The 14,163-nt window shown below is 68.0% G+C and carries 14 protein-coding genes; 6 read left to right on the plus strand and 8 right to left on the minus strand.

The features are described 5' to 3' along the window. Positions 1–49: 49 nt before the first annotated feature. Both ACOZ4N_RS08430 and ACOZ4N_RS08435 read left to right on the plus strand, forming a co-directional pair. The gene (locus tag ACOZ4N_RS08430) at positions 50–2,029 is read left to right on the plus strand and encodes a LolA family protein (RefSeq protein WP_424019483.1); all 1,980 of its coding nucleotides are present in this window, start codon (positions 50–52) and stop codon (positions 2,027–2,029) included. A 55-nt stretch (positions 2,030–2,084) separates the two neighbouring features. Next, positions 2,085–3,308: a LolA family protein gene (locus ACOZ4N_RS08435; protein ID WP_424019484.1), complete on the plus strand. Its 1,224-nt coding sequence runs from the start codon at positions 2,085–2,087 to the stop codon at positions 3,306–3,308. A gap of 24 nt (positions 3,309–3,332) precedes the next feature. On the opposite strand, the gene ACOZ4N_RS08440 is transcribed toward ACOZ4N_RS08435, so the two are convergent. The 4 genes from ACOZ4N_RS08440 to ACOZ4N_RS08455 form a co-directional block, all read right to left on the minus strand. Beyond that, a complete protein-coding gene (locus tag ACOZ4N_RS08440; RefSeq protein ID WP_424019485.1) occupies positions 3,333–3,644 on the minus strand; it encodes a DUF7521 family protein in 312 nt (103 codons plus the stop codon). A 1-nt stretch (position 3,645) separates the two neighbouring features. Then, positions 3,646–4,017 carry an ArsR/SmtB family transcription factor gene (locus tag ACOZ4N_RS08445; RefSeq protein WP_424019486.1) on the minus strand — a complete coding sequence of 124 codons (372 nt, stop codon included), beginning with the start codon at positions 4,015–4,017 and terminating at the stop codon, positions 3,646–3,648. Between the two features lie 218 nt (positions 4,018–4,235). After that, positions 4,236–5,114 carry a CbiX/SirB N-terminal domain-containing protein gene (locus tag ACOZ4N_RS08450; RefSeq protein ID WP_424019487.1) on the minus strand — a complete coding sequence of 293 codons (879 nt, stop codon included), beginning with the start codon at positions 5,112–5,114 and terminating at the stop codon, positions 4,236–4,238. 84 nt (positions 5,115–5,198) lie between these two features. Continuing rightward, positions 5,199–5,345 (minus strand): hypothetical protein, encoded by a 147-nt coding sequence (locus ACOZ4N_RS08455; RefSeq protein WP_424019488.1) that lies wholly within the window; start codon positions 5,343–5,345, stop codon positions 5,199–5,201. A gap of 141 nt (positions 5,346–5,486) precedes the next feature. On the opposite strand from ACOZ4N_RS08455, the gene ACOZ4N_RS08460 reads away from it, so the two are divergent. After that, a complete protein-coding gene (locus ACOZ4N_RS08460) occupies positions 5,487–5,990 on the plus strand; it encodes a DUF7523 family protein (protein WP_424019489.1) in 504 nt (167 codons plus the stop codon). A gap of 56 nt (positions 5,991–6,046) precedes the next feature. Beyond that, positions 6,047–7,525, plus strand: coding sequence for a cysteine--tRNA ligase (gene cysS / locus ACOZ4N_RS08465; RefSeq protein ID WP_424019490.1), 1,479 nt, complete (start codon positions 6,047–6,049; stop codon positions 7,523–7,525). 3 nt (positions 7,526–7,528) lie between these two features. Here the strand turns inward: cysS and ACOZ4N_RS08470 are convergent, their stop codons facing one another. Further along, positions 7,529–8,626, minus strand: coding sequence for a DUF4352 domain-containing protein (locus ACOZ4N_RS08470; protein ID WP_424019491.1), 1,098 nt, complete (start codon positions 8,624–8,626; stop codon positions 7,529–7,531). A 174-nt stretch (positions 8,627–8,800) separates the two neighbouring features. On the opposite strand from ACOZ4N_RS08470, the gene ACOZ4N_RS08475 reads away from it, so the two are divergent. Both ACOZ4N_RS08475 and ACOZ4N_RS08480 read left to right on the plus strand, forming a co-directional pair. Then, on the plus strand, positions 8,801–9,700 hold the full coding sequence (locus tag ACOZ4N_RS08475) for a ParA family protein (protein ID WP_424019492.1): 900 nt from the start codon (positions 8,801–8,803) through the stop codon (positions 9,698–9,700). After that, positions 9,697–10,986 (plus strand): chemotaxis protein CheW, encoded by a 1,290-nt coding sequence (locus ACOZ4N_RS08480; protein WP_424019493.1) that lies wholly within the window; start codon positions 9,697–9,699, stop codon positions 10,984–10,986. Before ACOZ4N_RS08475 ends, ACOZ4N_RS08480 begins: the two co-directional genes overlap by 4 nt. On the opposite strand, the gene ACOZ4N_RS08485 is transcribed toward ACOZ4N_RS08480, so the two are convergent. The 3 genes from ACOZ4N_RS08485 to hisF all read right to left on the minus strand — a co-directional run bounded on the left by ACOZ4N_RS08485 (position 10,983) and on the right by hisF (position 14,155). Beyond that, on the minus strand, positions 10,983–12,236 hold the full coding sequence (locus tag ACOZ4N_RS08485; protein WP_424019494.1) for an NAD(P)/FAD-dependent oxidoreductase: 1,254 nt from the start codon (positions 12,234–12,236) through the stop codon (positions 10,983–10,985). The genes ACOZ4N_RS08480 and ACOZ4N_RS08485 overlap by 4 nt on opposite strands. A gap of 65 nt (positions 12,237–12,301) precedes the next feature. Continuing rightward, positions 12,302–13,273, minus strand: coding sequence for a phosphomevalonate decarboxylase MvaD (mvaD, locus tag ACOZ4N_RS08490; RefSeq protein ID WP_424019495.1), 972 nt, complete (start codon positions 13,271–13,273; stop codon positions 12,302–12,304). Between the two features lie 66 nt (positions 13,274–13,339). Continuing rightward, positions 13,340–14,155 (minus strand): imidazole glycerol phosphate synthase subunit HisF, encoded by an 816-nt coding sequence (gene hisF, locus ACOZ4N_RS08495; protein WP_424019496.1) that lies wholly within the window; start codon positions 14,153–14,155, stop codon positions 13,340–13,342. Between the last annotated feature and the right edge of the window lie 8 nt (positions 14,156–14,163).

Below are 14,163 nucleotides of genomic sequence, written 5' to 3' on the forward strand. Positions count from 1 at the left end.
GGCGTACGAAAACTATTTCGGCCTCCTGTCGTGTCGTCCAACTATACGAATGCCGTTCGATGAGCCCTCCCCCACGACGGTCCTCGCAGTCGTCGGCGTACTCGCAATAGCCGGCGGTGCCGTGGCCGTCGGGCTGTTGACGACCGGCGGGCAGGCGTCACCGCCGGTGGGTCACAACGCGTCCGAACAGTACGTCGCCCTCGACGGCCTGAACGCGACGGTCGTCACGACCGTCGAGCGCGGTGGCGAGACCAACCGGACCGTCCGAGCGGTCGCCATGCGTCCGGGGGCCGGCCAGGTGCGGTTGCGGACGGTCGATGGGTCGACGGACGACGGCGCTGTCGTCGTCACGAACGGGTCGACCAAGTGGACCTACGACCCCGAGACGGGGCTCGTGAGCCGGACCGACGCCGGCAGGGTGAGCGAGCGACTGCGGACGCGCGGCGAGCGGATCGAACGCCTCTTCGACCGTGCGGTCGGTTCCGACGGGACGGAGACCGCCTCCAGGGAGCGGACACCGGGCGTCTCGCCGCTGCCGGTGATGCCCCAGGGGCCGGACACACCCGACGCCCCGGTGACCAACCGGAGCGGCGACCAGGTGACGGTGAGTTACGACGGGACGACGACGGTCTCCGGTCGCGAGGTCCACGTCCTCCACGTGCGGCCCCGTGACGGCGCGGCGACGACCGTCTCACAGACGCTGTGGGTCGACGCCGAGTGGTTCGTCCCCCTCAAGTACCGGACCGAGTGGGTCGACGACGGCGAGCCGGTCACGGCGACCGTCGAGTACCGCGACCCGACCTTCGATCCCGGCCTGAGCGACGACGCGTTCGACTACGAGCCGCCCGCTGACGCCGCGGTGGTCACGCCGAACCTCGGCGAGGACGCCAGCGAGCGAATCCAGCGGATCGACGGACTCTCGGCCACGCTTCAGCGACGCTACGGCGGACTGAACCTGAGCGGGTCGAACGGGACCGACGAGACGACCTACGAGACCGTCCAGCGGGTGCGGATGGTACCGGGCACGGGCAAACAGCGCGTGGAGGTGTTGCGCTCCTCGTCGGTCCCCGGGACGGCCAACAACAGCCTGCTGGTCTCCAACGGATCGGTGTCGTGGCTGTACGACAGCGCCGCGAACAACGCGACGCGGCTGGAGGTCGACGCCACCGGGCGACGACAGCAGTACCGACGGATCGAACAGCTGTTCGCCCGGCTGAATCGGACGCGGACGACGCCGGACGACGGAGCGTCGATTCCGGGGCCCGGACTCACCCCGGTTCCCGGGTCGGGACCGTCCACGCCGACGCCGCAACTCCCCGCCGATCAGTTCGGCGTCTCGCTCGACCGGGCCGCACAGGTCGACGGACGGACGACGTACGTCCTCGAGATACGCCCGGAACGGGACCGAAACGCGACGGGGAACCGGTCGACCCTGGCGAACTACTCACAGACGCTGTGGATCGACGCCGAGACGTTCTTCCCGGTGAAACAGCGCACGGAGTTCGGCACCGGCGACGACCGGTTCACCGTGTCGGTCACCTACCGAAACGTGACGATCACCGACGGGTTCGCCGAGGGGACCTTCACCTTCGAGCCACCGGCGGACGCGAACGTCACGCGGAGCGACCTCGGTAGTTCACAGAGTTACGAGAGCGCGGACGCGACGGTCGAGAACGCGACCATCGAGGTCGCGAAACCGACCGTGCCGCCGAGTTTCTCGTTCACCTCGGGTCGGACGGCGGACTCGAAGTACGTCGAATCGGTGACGCTGACGTACCGAAACGAGACCTCGCGGCTGATCGTCAGTGCGTACGCGACCAACGAGTCGGCGCTGCCCGGGAACGAGACGGACGACGGGGTCGCCACCGGCGAGCGGATACGGATCGGAAACCGGACGGGCCGGTACACGCAGACCGGACTGGCCCGCTCGGTGTCGTGGTCCTGTGGCGAGGTTCGGTACAGCGTCAGCGGCCGGTTCGTCTCGAAACCCGTGCTGGTCGAGGTGGCCGAATCGATGCCCTGTCCCTGAACCGCGCGTCTCGAAACGACTATCAACACGTCTCGACCTCTAGTCGAACGAGCAGATGTCTCGCGGAACCGTCACAGCGAAACAGATCCTCGCGGGGATCTGTCTGCTGGCACTCGTCGGGGGCGTTCTCGCGGTCGGATTTCTGTCGGCCGATAGCACCGAGGAGCCGACGCCACGGCAGATCGGCGCGAACGCCTCGGAGCGATACGCGGCGGTCGAGGGACTCAACGCGACGCGGACCACGATCAACCGGGAGGGCGACGAGGTGAACCGGTCGGTCTATCGCGTCTCGATGCGTCCGGGGACGGATCGGTTCCGCGAGCGGTTGCTGTACGGTCCGCGCCACCGGCACAACCTGACCGTCTCGAACGGGTCGATGATGTGGTGGCAAAACCGAACGTCGGGGGTCGTCGAGCGGCTCAACCTGAGCAACCCGAGTCTCTCCGCGCAGCGCACCGAGGGAGAGCGGATCGAACGACTGTTCGCCCGGCTGAACGTGACCGACGGCACGGACCGGACGGCCGCGACGCCGACGCCGGGCATCAACCCGTTGCCCGCCGTCCCGCAGTCGGGCGGTGCCCCCGAGGGGCAGGCCGGTGAGCGACCGGACGGCGTCGGGAACGCCGCCTTCGCCGTGAGTTACAACGGCACCGACACCGTCGACGGCCGGTCGGTCCACGTCCTGAAGATCACGCCCCGGAACGGGTCACTGGTGGGCGACTTCCGGCAGACGCTGTGGGTCGACACGGAGTGGTTCTTCCCGCTCAAACGCCACTCCGAGTGGCGCTCGAACGGCGTCCAGCACGCGAAGACGGTCGTCTACGAGAACGTCACGTTCAATCCGGGCCTCGACGAGTCCGTGTTCCGGTTCGACCCGTCCGCGAACGTCTCCGTCGAACTGGAAGACACGCCGCGCCGGGACTTCTACGCGTCGACGGCGGCCCTGCGACGGGTGACGAACGTCTCGGTTCCGACGCCGGACCTCCCGCCGTCGTTCCAGCTCCAGTTCGCCTCGAAGACCGAGAGCCCCCGCATCACGAGCCTCGGTCTGAAGTACGTCAACGCCAGCACGGAGATCTCCGTCTCGAAGGTCGAGGGCCTGTTCTACCCACCGACACCCGACCGGTCGACACGGGTCGCCGGCCAGCAGGCGAACGTGAGCGTCGGCTACACCACCTACGTCTCCTGGTCGTGTGACGGATACCACTATCAGGTGTCGGGCAAAGCCGTCTCGCCGAAACTGCTGATCGAGGTCGCCAGGTCAGTCGGCTGCGAGTGAGTGTCGAGTGTCCGCCCGGCCGGATTACCGCTTGTGCAACGAGTAGGCGATGAAGAAGACGCCGAGGAACTGGAGCAACCGCGTCAGAAGCGTCAGCGGCTGCTGGAAGGTCTCCGGTGGAAGCACCTGCATCTGCAGCAGGATCGAACCGACGAACGAGAGCCCGAAGGCGACGGCCGTCAGCAGGAACAGACCGATAGAGAGGTACTGCATCGGTCGGCTGTCGTGGCGGCGGAACCCACGGTAGGCCTGGTAGCCGACGTAGCTCCCGACGACGACCGAGCCGGCCGAGAGGGCGAATATCAGCCAGTACGCGAGTTGGTCGGTCCCGATCATGTTAGAGGTTCTCCCACATTTTGGTGAATCGGTCGGCGGTGTCGTCGGCGTCTTCGCCGGGGAATTCGGCGCGGGAGGTTCGTTCGATGGTGGCTTCGTAGCCGCCGTCGTCGAGGTCCATCGCGAACTCGTCCAGAGTGGCCGAGTACACCTTGTGGTGGTTACCGCTCAATTCGACTTTCGTGCGTTCCTCGATCAGATCGTACTCCTGGAGCCACTCGATCCGTCGGTAGACCGTCGGGAGGGACGCGTTGCACTGTTCGGAGAGCTGTTTGGCGGACATGGGTTCGACACTCGTTGCCGCGAGGATTGAGCGGGCGTACTCGTCGCTGAGCAGGTCGAGGACCTCGGCCAGCTCCCAATCCTCACTCACGAGTCGAGGGTTGGCACCACCAGGGGTTAAAAGCCCACAGTCGCTTTCCGACTCTGAAAACGGGCGGAACGGACGCACGGGCCGGACACTCGTTCCGTGGCTACGCAGTCTCGCGCCCGCGCCGCTCGACCGTTCGGCGACGCTCCCCGTCTCGCGGTTTCACCGCTCGACTGTCCGAGGACTCCCTTCGGTCGTCCACGCCCCGGTCGCGTCGCCCGTCAGTCGTCCGCCGTCACTCGCCCGCCACCGGTCTCCTCACGGACCCGCTCGATGGCCTCGCGCACGTCCGCACCGGCGTCGGCCGCGCGTTCCAGCACCACGTCGGCCAGCAGTGGTTCGGTGCCGACCGCCCCCGAGTACCAGATCCGATGCCCGTCGACCTCGGCGGGCGTGTCCCAGCCGTTGCGGTAGTCGTCGGTCAGGCCCATGTCCTCGGGGATGTCCTCCTGGGTGTGGTAGCCGTCGGCGATGAACAGCGGGACGACCACCACGTCGTCGCTCTCGAAGAAGTCGGTCACGTCGTCGACTTCCGGGTCCTCGTCCATGTAGAGGGCCTCGACCTCGTCGAAGCGGCCTCGTTCGCGGATGCTGTCGGCGTGGTACTCGATGGCTTTCGCCGAGTTCTCGTTGCGCTCGGTCCCGTGGCCGACGACGGCGAGACCGAACCCGTCCCCCACTTCGGGGTCGCCGGTGACCGACTCGGCGCGCTGGACGATCACGTCGCTCATCGCGTCGTGGGTGCCGACCGGGCCGCAGTAGTGGACGGTCTGGCCCGTGTCGGTCGCGGTCAGCGTGGTGTGGGTCGCGCCGGTGCCGTCGGAGTCCCACTGGTCGACGTCCCACTCGTCGAGGCGGAACTCGCGGGGGATGACCTGCTCGGTGAAGTAGCCCTCGCTGACGAACAGCGGCACGAGGTACACCTCGTCGGATTCGAGCGTCCGAAGCGCCTCCCGGAAGTGTGGCTCCTCCTTCCAGAAACTCTCGCGGACCTCGTCGAACGCGCCCGACCGCCGGATCGTGTCGGCGTGGTCGAACGTCGGCGTGCTCGACTCCGCGTTGAGGTGTGACCCGTGGGCCGCGATGACCAGCGCTTGCATATCCCGACCTAGGCACAGGCGAGTCTTAGGGGTTCGGATGTTCGCGAGGGAATCGTCTCGGCGTCGGTCCGCTGGGTGCGTGCGTCACTCGGACCCGAACGGACACCCCTGTTCCGGGTTGTCGAGGAACTCCTGGACCAGCGACTGTTCGAGGTCGTGGTCGCAGGCACCGCTGACTGGTTGCTTGTACGGACAGTTCTCCGTGCAGTTCGGTATCGTGAAGTCGGTCATGTTGGGTCCCGGTCGGGCACTCCCCCGACACGTCCATGTGGTCCATCCCCACGGGAATAGCTGAACTGCCACAAAGTTACGGGCGTTTTAGTACCCCGTCGAGGCGGGGCGTTTTTTGTCGCCGCGAGCGCCAGGAGCGGTATGTCGCTGGCATCCCGCACACGTGAGGCCGTCCGCACCCATCCGTTTCTCTACGAGGGACTGCGGGCAGGCGTCGTCAACTACACCGCCGCCGCACGCTATCTGGACCTCGGCGCGGACGACCACGAGGCAGTCGTCGCCGCGCTCCGTCGCTACGCCGAGGATCTGCCCGAGTACGACCCGGCGGGAACCGAGGCACGCGTCTCGATGGAGAGCGGGCTGGGCGAAGTCGAGGAAGGCGATTCCGCCGACGCGCTCCTGGCCGTCGGCGACACCGCGCTGGTCCCCGGTGGCGGGCAACTGACGGGCATTCTGGCGACCGGCGGGGTGGACGCCACGGCGCTCGCGCACGTCCTGAACCACCTCCGGGCCGAGGAGGTGGCGGTGACGGCCGCCGGTGTCGGCGGTGACGCACTGCTGGTCGTCGTCGAGCGTCGCGCCGGGGCCGACGCCGTCAGGGCGGTCGAGGCGGCGCTAGAGACGACGCCGGCGACCGGCGACTGACGGCGAGCGGTGGCTTTCCGACGCATTGAAACCGTCCCCCGCGCTCCACTCCGGTAATGACGCTTCGCGTGACGAACACGCTCACCGGCGAGCGCGAGGAGTTCGAGCCACGGGACCCCGACTCAGTGCTGCTCTACTACTGCGGTCTGACGACCTCGGACCCAGCACACCTGGGCCACGCCCGGGGCTGGGTCCACGTCGACGTGATGCACCGGTGGCTCGACCACCTGGGCTACGACGTCCGCCACGTCGAGAACTTCACCGACGTGAACGAGAAGATCGTCGCGCGCGTCGGCGAGGACGGCGAGAGCGAGGCCGACGTGGCCCGCACCTACGTCCAGCAGGTGATCCGGGACATGCGCTCGCTGAATCTCCTGCGCGCGGACGTGTACCCCCGCGTCACCGAGCACGTCCCCCAGATCATCGACCTCGTGGAGACGCTGCTGGAGCGGGGCTACGCCTACGAGGTGAACGGCTCGGTCTACTTCGACGTGACCGCCTTCGACGACTACGGCAAACTCTCGAACCAGCAGGTCGACGAACTCGACGCCCAGGGCGAACACACCGGCGAGAAGCGCAACCCCGCCGACTTCGCGCTCTGGAAGGCCGGGGGCGTCGACCCCGAGGACATCGCCGAACACCAGCACGAGGGCGCGGCCTCACCCGAGGAGGCCTGCGAAACCGCACAGACGTGGGACTCGCCGTGGGGCGAGGGTCGCCCCGGCTGGCACATCGAGTGTTCGGCCATGAGCACGACCCACCTCGACGACACCATCGACATCCACGTCGGCGGGCAGGATCTGGTCTTTCCCCACCACGAGAACGAGATCGCCCAGAGCGAGGCCGCGACCGGCCAGCAGTTCGCCCGCTACTGGCTCCACGTCGGCCTGCTCGAAACGAAAGACGAGAAGATGTCCTCGTCGCTGGGCAACTTCTCGACGGTCGCGGAGTTCGTCGGTGAACACGGTCCCAACGTCGCGCGGACCTTCCTGCTCTCGACGGCCTACCACAGCAAGGCCACCTACAGCGCCGAGACCGTCGCCGAAGCCGAGGAACGGTGGGAGCGACTCCGGACGGGGCACCGGCGGGCCGTCGAAGCGGCCGACAGCGTCGACGCCCACACCACGGTCGAGGACGACGCCCTCCGGGAGACGGTCGCCGAGATCCGCGAGGCGTTCACGACGGCGATGAACGACGACTTCAACACGCGGGAGGCGACGACGGCACTGCTGGATCTGGCGGGCGCGGTCAACCGTCACGTCGACGACCACGACGAGTACGACTACGTGGGCCTGCGGCGGGCCATCGAGGCCTTCGAGGACCTGGGCGAGGGCGTGCTGGGACTCAGTTTCGGCGGCGAGAACGAGGGCGACGTGCGCGTCGCGCAGGAACTGGCCGACCTGCTCCTCACGGTCCGGGAGGAGGAACGCGAGGCGGGCAACTACGAACGGGCCGACGAGTTGCGCGACGAACTCGAAGCGCTGGGTGCGACGGTCGAGGACACCGACGACGGGCCGGTGGCGCGGTTCGACTGACGCTCAGTTCAGCGACCACGTGAGCGTCACGTGGGAGGTCATCTCGACGGCGAAGGTCTCGGGGTTCGCATCGGCCGGAACGGTGTACAGCAGAATTCCGGCCTTGGTCTCGCCGGGGTCGAGGCCCTGATAGGTGCCACGGTGGTAGGTATCGTCCGCGGTGTAGGACGCGTTTTCTTCCTCCCAGCCGTCGCCCCGGAGCGTCATCTTGTAGGGTCGGATCGCCCCGAGTTGTCGCGTCGAGACGTTCTCCAGTGCGAAGTCCACGAGGACGTACTTCTCGCCCTCGGGGGGCGCGTCGTACTCGAACTCGTTGCCCGAGTAGGTGGTCTCGAACTGGCCAGTCTCCTCGCGCACGTTCCGGACGGTCGCGCGAAGTCCCAGTGACGAGTCCCCGACGGTCGCGCCCTCGCCGACGTCGAGTGTCCCGAAGTCGTGCGTTTCCGGGGTGACACTGGACAGATCGAGCGCCCAGGCTTCCGGCTCCGGATCGAAGGCGGCCATGTCGAGGTCGGCCACCAGCCGCCCGGCGGCCGTGTCCGCCGGCACGGGGAACCCGATCCACATGGTCCGCTCCGCGCCGGCCTGAAGCTGGCCGTACTGCTGGCGGATGGGGAAGGCGAACCCCAATCCGGAGATCTCCTCGAACGCGACCCGTTCGTGTTCGGTCCCCTCGGCGGTCTCGAACCTGAAGCCCAGCGGCTGCTGGTACGTCGTACTCCCGGTGTTTTCGACCTGCAGTTCGACGAGCAAGAACAGGTCGTCCGCGTCCGACCCCACCCACGGATCTTCGGGCGTGAGCGAGGCCAGCGATGCGTACTCGGCACCGACCAGCAGGTCTGTCAACCGAACCGAGGTCGCAGCCAGTCGGAGTTCGTTGTCACCGTTGGTGAACGTGACCGACTCTCCGAGGTCCCGTCCCTGGACCCCGAGGTCCGCCTCGTCCGTGCCGTCCGACCCGTCCGGGGAACCCGCCGTATCGCCGTTCTCGCCGGACTCATCGGTACCGCCGGGACCGGACCCGCCGTCCGTGCAACCGGCGATTGCCGTCACCGTCGCGCTCGCACCCACGAGCCGAAGCAAGCGCCGTCGTGTCTCCATACACGACTGTACGGTCAGGCCGAATTATAATCGTCACCACCGATACTCAACTTCGAAACTGACGACGTACCGATTGAACGCGAGGGTGTGAACCACGGACAGGCGCTCTCTACAACAATTGAGAATCGGGAGCGGATTTTTATAAGGAGCGGTGACCCAGCACCGGTAGTAGCGATGGATCGAAACGACCGTCCCGCGGCGCTCTGTGTCACAAACGCCAAGGGCGGGACGGGGAAGACGACGGTGGCGATCAACGTCGCGGGCGCGTTGAACGAACGCGGACGGGACGTGCTGTTCGTCGACCTCGACCCGCAGGGCAACGCCACGGAGGGGCTGGGCCTGGTCGAGGCCTACGACGCGGCACCGCCCACGCTGTTCGACGTGCTGACCGACCCGGAGCAGCGGTCGGCGGTCCACGACCTGATCCGCCCCCACGACGAGATGGACGTGTTGCCCAGTAGCATCGACATGCTCCAGGCCGAACACGAGCTGACGCTGGCCAACGTGATGGCCAAACTCGACGCCGACCCGACGCTCGACGTCGATCCGGCGGTGCTGGAACCGCTGACGATCAACGTCGGGCCGGACACCGTCAGCGGCGACACGGCACTGGACGGGCTGGACAAGGTACTCGACGAACTCACCGGCTACGACTACGTGGTCGTCGACTCGCCACCCTTCTACGGTCAGTTGACCGACACCGCGATCTACGCGACGGGGAACGTCTTGATCCCGGCGCTGACAGAGGCCACCTCCGAACGGGCCATCGAACTCCTGTTCGACCAGATCGCGGCGCTGGAGGACCGCACCGGCGAGACGGTGCGGGAGGTCGGCGTCGTCGCAAACCGGGTGGAGTCGACCAACGAAGACACGGAGATGCTCGACTGGCTGGAGGCGGTGTTCGAGGACGTGCCGGTCTGGTCGGTCCGCAAGCGCGTCGCGCTCCAGCGGGCCTTCTCCAGCGGCCAGTCGCTGTTCGCGTACGACCCGAGCGTCGACATGGCCGACGTGTTCCTGGAGATCGCCGCCGACCTCGACAGACAGTTCGGATTCGCCGAGGAGATACCACAATGACCGACGAGGACGACACCAACGACCGGATGGAACGGGCGAACCGCATTCGAGAGATGCGCGAAGGACGACGCCGCACAGCCGACGAGGACAGCGACGGCGCGGACACAGACGCGGACGCGGCCGACGCGACCGCCGACGGCGGCGAGGCCGAGAGCGAACCGGCGGCCGACGTGGCCGACGCGACGGACGAGGCCGCGGCCGAGGCCGATTCGGACGAAGCCGATCCGGAACCCATCGACGACGAGGGCGGCGATCAGGACGCGGACGACACCGGGACCGACGAGCCCGTCGAATCGACGCCGACCATCGACGAGACGGTCGACCCGGCCGCGGAATCGACGACAGCCGACGCCCCGGCCGAGGCGAGCGAGTCGACCGAGGAACCATCGGCCGACGAGGCGTCCGAAGCGGTCGACCCCGCGACCGAGGACGACGATGGCGCGGAGACCGACGAGGTTGACGGAGGCGACGACGAGGGTGCCGCCGACGAACCCGCCGCCGACGAATCCGACGCGGTCGAGACCAGCGGCTTCGAGTTCGCCGAGTCGGCCGGTGACGAACCCACGGACGGGGACGGGGACGACCAGACTGGTGAGCGCGAGGACGACGGGGAGTCGACGGCCGCGGACGCGGCGGCCGAGGCGGCCGAGCGGACGACACCGCAGTCCGGCGTCGCGGCCTCGGTGTCCTCCGCGGACGCGGCGGAGGCCGTCGACGCACTCTCGGGGAGCGAAACGTTCGCCATCCCGGAGCAGGCGACGACGGTCTCGGAGGACGACGAGCAGTCGATGCTGGACGGGGAGGGAACCGTCGCCGCGGCGCGAGCGGCCGCGGCGGGCCGACGCACGGCCCACGCCGGCGACCGCACCCGCGTGTTGGAGTTCGAACTCGGCGACGAGCGGTTCTGTCTCGACATCGAGTACATCGAGGAGATCGTCGAGCTGGAGAACATGACCCGCGTGCCCAACTCGCCGTCCTACGTCGAGGGCGTGGTCGACCTGCGCGGGCAGGTGACCGCTATCATCAACCCGAAAGACGCCCTCGCAGTCGAGGACGACGGCCGGGGCGATCTCATCGTCGTCTTCGACTCCGAGGAGATGGACGAACAGGGCCACCTCGGCTGGGTCGTCGACGAGGTCCGGCAGGTCACGCCCGTCAGCGACGAGGAGGTCAACGAGTCGCCCGACGAGGACGACGAGCACATCAACGGCATCATCAACCGCGAGGACGAGGACGACTTCATCGTCTGGACGACGCCCGACCTCGCGCTGAACTCCTCGTCCTAACTGCCGCCGTCTTCGTCGTCACTGCCGACAGTCACGTCGACAGTCCCCGACTCGCCGTCTCCCGCCTCGCCGTCGATAGCGTCGGCGGCCTCGTCGGGGACGCCGTCAAGATCCAGTTCTTCGCCCACGAGTCCGACGGCTCTCCGGACGGCCCCGACCGAAGTCAGGTAGCCGACGCCGACGGTCGTCTTGAGCGCCACCGCGGCCGGACCGGTCAGCACCGTCCCCCCGACCTGAGCCACGGCTCCGTCGCCGACGCTGACCAGCCAGCCCGGCGAGTCGAACTGGAAGTCGTCGAGTCGCGGCTCGAAGCCCCCACTTCCGTCCCCGAGGCGGTGGTCGACGAGTTTTTCTACGTTCGCCGCCGCCACGCGGGCCTCCCGGATGGCCGCCTGCGCGCTCGCCGGGACGGCCTGCCCGTCGGCATCGACGACGCGCGCGGCGTCACCGACGACGAACGTGTCGCCGGCCAGCTGGAGCCGGCTTCGCACTATCGGGCGGTCGCCGGCCAGCGCGTCCGGGCCGCGGATCCCGCCGGTCCAGACGAACTCGTCGTAGTCGAGTTCCGAGCCATCGTCGAGCGTGATCGTCGACTCGTCGGCTCCGGCGACGGCCGCGTCCGTCCGGACCGTGATCCCGCGGTCGCGGAGCTGCTGGTCGACGGCACGCTGGAACGGGCCGGGGAAGTTCGGCGCGACGGCCCCCTCCTGTTCGAGCAGTGTGATCTCGACCGCATCGTTCGCGCCCTCCTCGCGGGCCAGCGCGGCGAGTTCGCCCGCGACCTGGACACCCGACAGTCCGGCCCCGCCGACGACGATCCGGGCGTCGCCGGCGTCGAAGGCGTCGAGTACGTCTGCCCTGATCCGCTCGGCGTCGTCGAGACGCTTCAGCGGCGTCGCGTGGTCCTCGACCCCCGGCAGGTCGTAGAAGGCCGTCGCCGCGCCGAGACAGACCGCCCCCACGTCGTAGGTGAGTTCGTCCGTGCCGTCGAGCGTGGCGACCCCGGCTTCTGCGTCCACGTCGGTGACGCGAGCCTGGCGGATCTCGGCGCGGTCGAAACAGTCCGCGATGGGGACCGTGATGTCCTCCGTGATGGACGGCCGGCGGATCGCGCGATGGAGTTCGTGCTGGACGAGGTGGTCCTCGCTCTCGTCGACGACGATCAGGTTTGCCGCCGGCGGGAGCCGTCGCTCCAACCGGCGAGCGAGCGTCAGGCCGGCGTAGCCGGCCCCGAACACTGCGACGTTCATGATGTTCCCGTTGGGTCGCCGAGGGGTAAAGCGCTCCGCCGATCCCCGGACCCGCGGAGTCGGCCTCAGAACAACGCCGCGCTCTCGTCGAGCAACTGCGACGGCCCGCCGACCTCCCAGACGCGGGTATCCACGCCGCAATCCGCGACGGCACCCTCGACGCGGTCGACGTGGTCGGCGGTCGTGTTGACGTAGACGCTCGCGCCCGTGTCCACGGAGAAGTAGACCGGCACGCCCTCCTCGCGGAGTTCCCGGACCGTGTTGAAGATCTCGATGGTCCGGGGCTGCCAGTAGACCCACCCTGCCGGGCCAGTCATCGTCGTCGCGGCCAGCGACAGCGAGTCGTGTTCGGCCAGCTCGAAGGTGCGGTGGAAGTCACCCTCGCGCAGGGCGTCGCGCATCTCCGCGATCTGGCCGTGGATGTGGGCCATCCGCGCCTCGAACATGTGGCTGTCGGCGGCCTCGCGGTGGGCCTCCTCGGTCTCCTTGTAGGCCGGCACCTCCGCGCCGACGATCCGGAGGTCGTCTTCGAGGGCGGTCTCGATACGCTCGGAGCGACAGTCGGCGTCGTTCAGCCCGGTCCGGAGGTGCGAGAACGCGCCCGTCACGGCCCGTGCGGCCGAGGCCGAGCCGCGACGCGCGACCGTCGAGATGTCCGGGAGCGTCATGTCCAGATCGGTGGCTCCCACCAGGGCCCGCGCGGCGGCGGCGAAGCCCGACGACGACGACCCGAACCCGATGTTCGTCGGGAAGTCGTTCTCGGACTCGAACCGCACGGCGTGGTCGATGTCCGCGAGGTCGCGGACGTGATCGACGACGTTCTCGATGCGTTCGCGGCCCCGACCCTCGACTGCCTCGCCGTCGATCAGGAACACGTCCTCGTTGCTGTCGGGTTCGAACTCGACGGTCGTCACCGTCCTGCTCGGTGCCGTGCTGACGCTGATCGAGTCGTGGTACGGCTGGCGCAACTCCTCGTCGCGCATCCCGTGGTACTTCACCAACCCCTGAATCGGATGTGCCTTCGCCGTCGCTTTCATACGTCCCGATTCGGGCACCGGAACTTATTACAACCGGAGTTCCTCGCAGGCACCCACACGCAGCTCTCAAAAGCGCACCGGCACACCGCGCTCGTCCAGGTACTCCTTGGTCTCCTGGATCGAGTACTCGCCGAAGTGGAAAATAGAGGCCGCCAGCCCGGCATCCGCGCCTGCTTCAGTGAACACCTCGTACATGTCTTCGGGACTCCCACAGCCCGAGGAGGCGATCACGGGCGTCGAGACGGTATCACAGACGGCTTTCGTGAGCGGGATATCGTAGCCGTCCTTGGTTCCGTCGGCGTCGATGGAGTTGACGAACAGTTCGCCCGCGCCGCGGTCTTCGGCCTCCTCGGCCCACGAGATCACGTCGATGTCGGTGCCCTCGCGGCCGCCCTTGACCGTACACTCGAACCAGCAGGACTCGCCGTCTACCTCGACGTAGTGGTCGCCCTGTTCGTCGAACCGGCGGCGGGCATCGACGCTGATGACGATACACTGGCTGCCGAAGGCCGCCGCGCCCTCCTCGATGAGTTCCGGGCGCTGGAGCGCGCCGGTGTTGATCGAGACCTTGTCAGCGCCCGCTCGCAGGGTCTCTTTCACGTCCTCGCGGGTGCGGATGCCGCCGCCGACGGTGAGGGGGATGAACACCTCGTCGGCGATGGACTCGACGACGTGGAGCATGGTCTCGCGGCCCTCGGCGGAGGCGGTGATGTCGAGGAAGACGAACTCGTCGGCCCCGGCCTCGTTGTACTTCTTGGCCATCTCGACCGGGTCGCCGGTGTACTCCAGATCCTCGAAGTTGACGCCCGTGTACACCGCCGCGTTGCCCTCGTCGTCCAGGTCCACGTCGATACAGGGAATGATCCGTTTCGTGAGGGTCATCAGTTGCC

Origin of the sequence: Halorientalis pallida (genome assembly GCF_049605515.1) — an archaeon.
Classification (GTDB): domain Archaea; phylum Halobacteriota; class Halobacteria; order Halobacteriales; family Haloarculaceae; genus Halorientalis; species Halorientalis pallida_A.

Bases quoted from the DNA above. Each gene is read 5' to 3' on its own strand.
- ACOZ4N_RS08455 (WP_424019488.1), bottom strand. From the start codon at position 5,345: ATGACCGACTTCACGATACCGAACTGCACGGAGAACTGTCCGTACAAG.
- ACOZ4N_RS08430 (WP_424019483.1), top strand. From the start codon at position 50: ATGCCGTTCGATGAGCCCTCCCCCACGACGGTCCTCGCAGTCGTCGGC.
- ACOZ4N_RS08435 (WP_424019484.1), top strand. From the start codon at position 2,085: ATGTCTCGCGGAACCGTCACAGCGAAACAGATCCTCGCGGGGATCTGT.
- ACOZ4N_RS08470 (WP_424019491.1), bottom strand. From the start codon at position 8,626: ATGGAGACACGACGGCGCTTGCTTCGGCTCGTGGGTGCGAGCGCGACG.
- ACOZ4N_RS08450 (WP_424019487.1), bottom strand. From the start codon at position 5,114: ATGCAAGCGCTGGTCATCGCGGCCCACGGGTCACACCTCAACGCGGAG.
- ACOZ4N_RS08485 (WP_424019494.1), bottom strand. From the start codon at position 12,236: ATGAACGTCGCAGTGTTCGGGGCCGGCTACGCCGGCCTGACGCTCGCT.
- cysS (WP_424019490.1), top strand. From the start codon at position 6,047: ATGACGCTTCGCGTGACGAACACGCTCACCGGCGAGCGCGAGGAGTTC.
- ACOZ4N_RS08440 (WP_424019485.1), bottom strand. From the start codon at position 3,644: ATGATCGGGACCGACCAACTCGCGTACTGGCTGATATTCGCCCTCTCG.
- ACOZ4N_RS08480 (WP_424019493.1), top strand. From the start codon at position 9,697: ATGACCGACGAGGACGACACCAACGACCGGATGGAACGGGCGAACCGC.
- hisF (WP_424019496.1), bottom strand. From the start codon at position 14,155: ATGACCCTCACGAAACGGATCATTCCCTGTATCGACGTGGACCTGGAC.
- ACOZ4N_RS08475 (WP_424019492.1), top strand. From the start codon at position 8,801: ATGGATCGAAACGACCGTCCCGCGGCGCTCTGTGTCACAAACGCCAAG.
- mvaD (WP_424019495.1), bottom strand. From the start codon at position 13,273: ATGAAAGCGACGGCGAAGGCACATCCGATTCAGGGGTTGGTGAAGTAC.
- ACOZ4N_RS08460 (WP_424019489.1), top strand. From the start codon at position 5,487: ATGTCGCTGGCATCCCGCACACGTGAGGCCGTCCGCACCCATCCGTTT.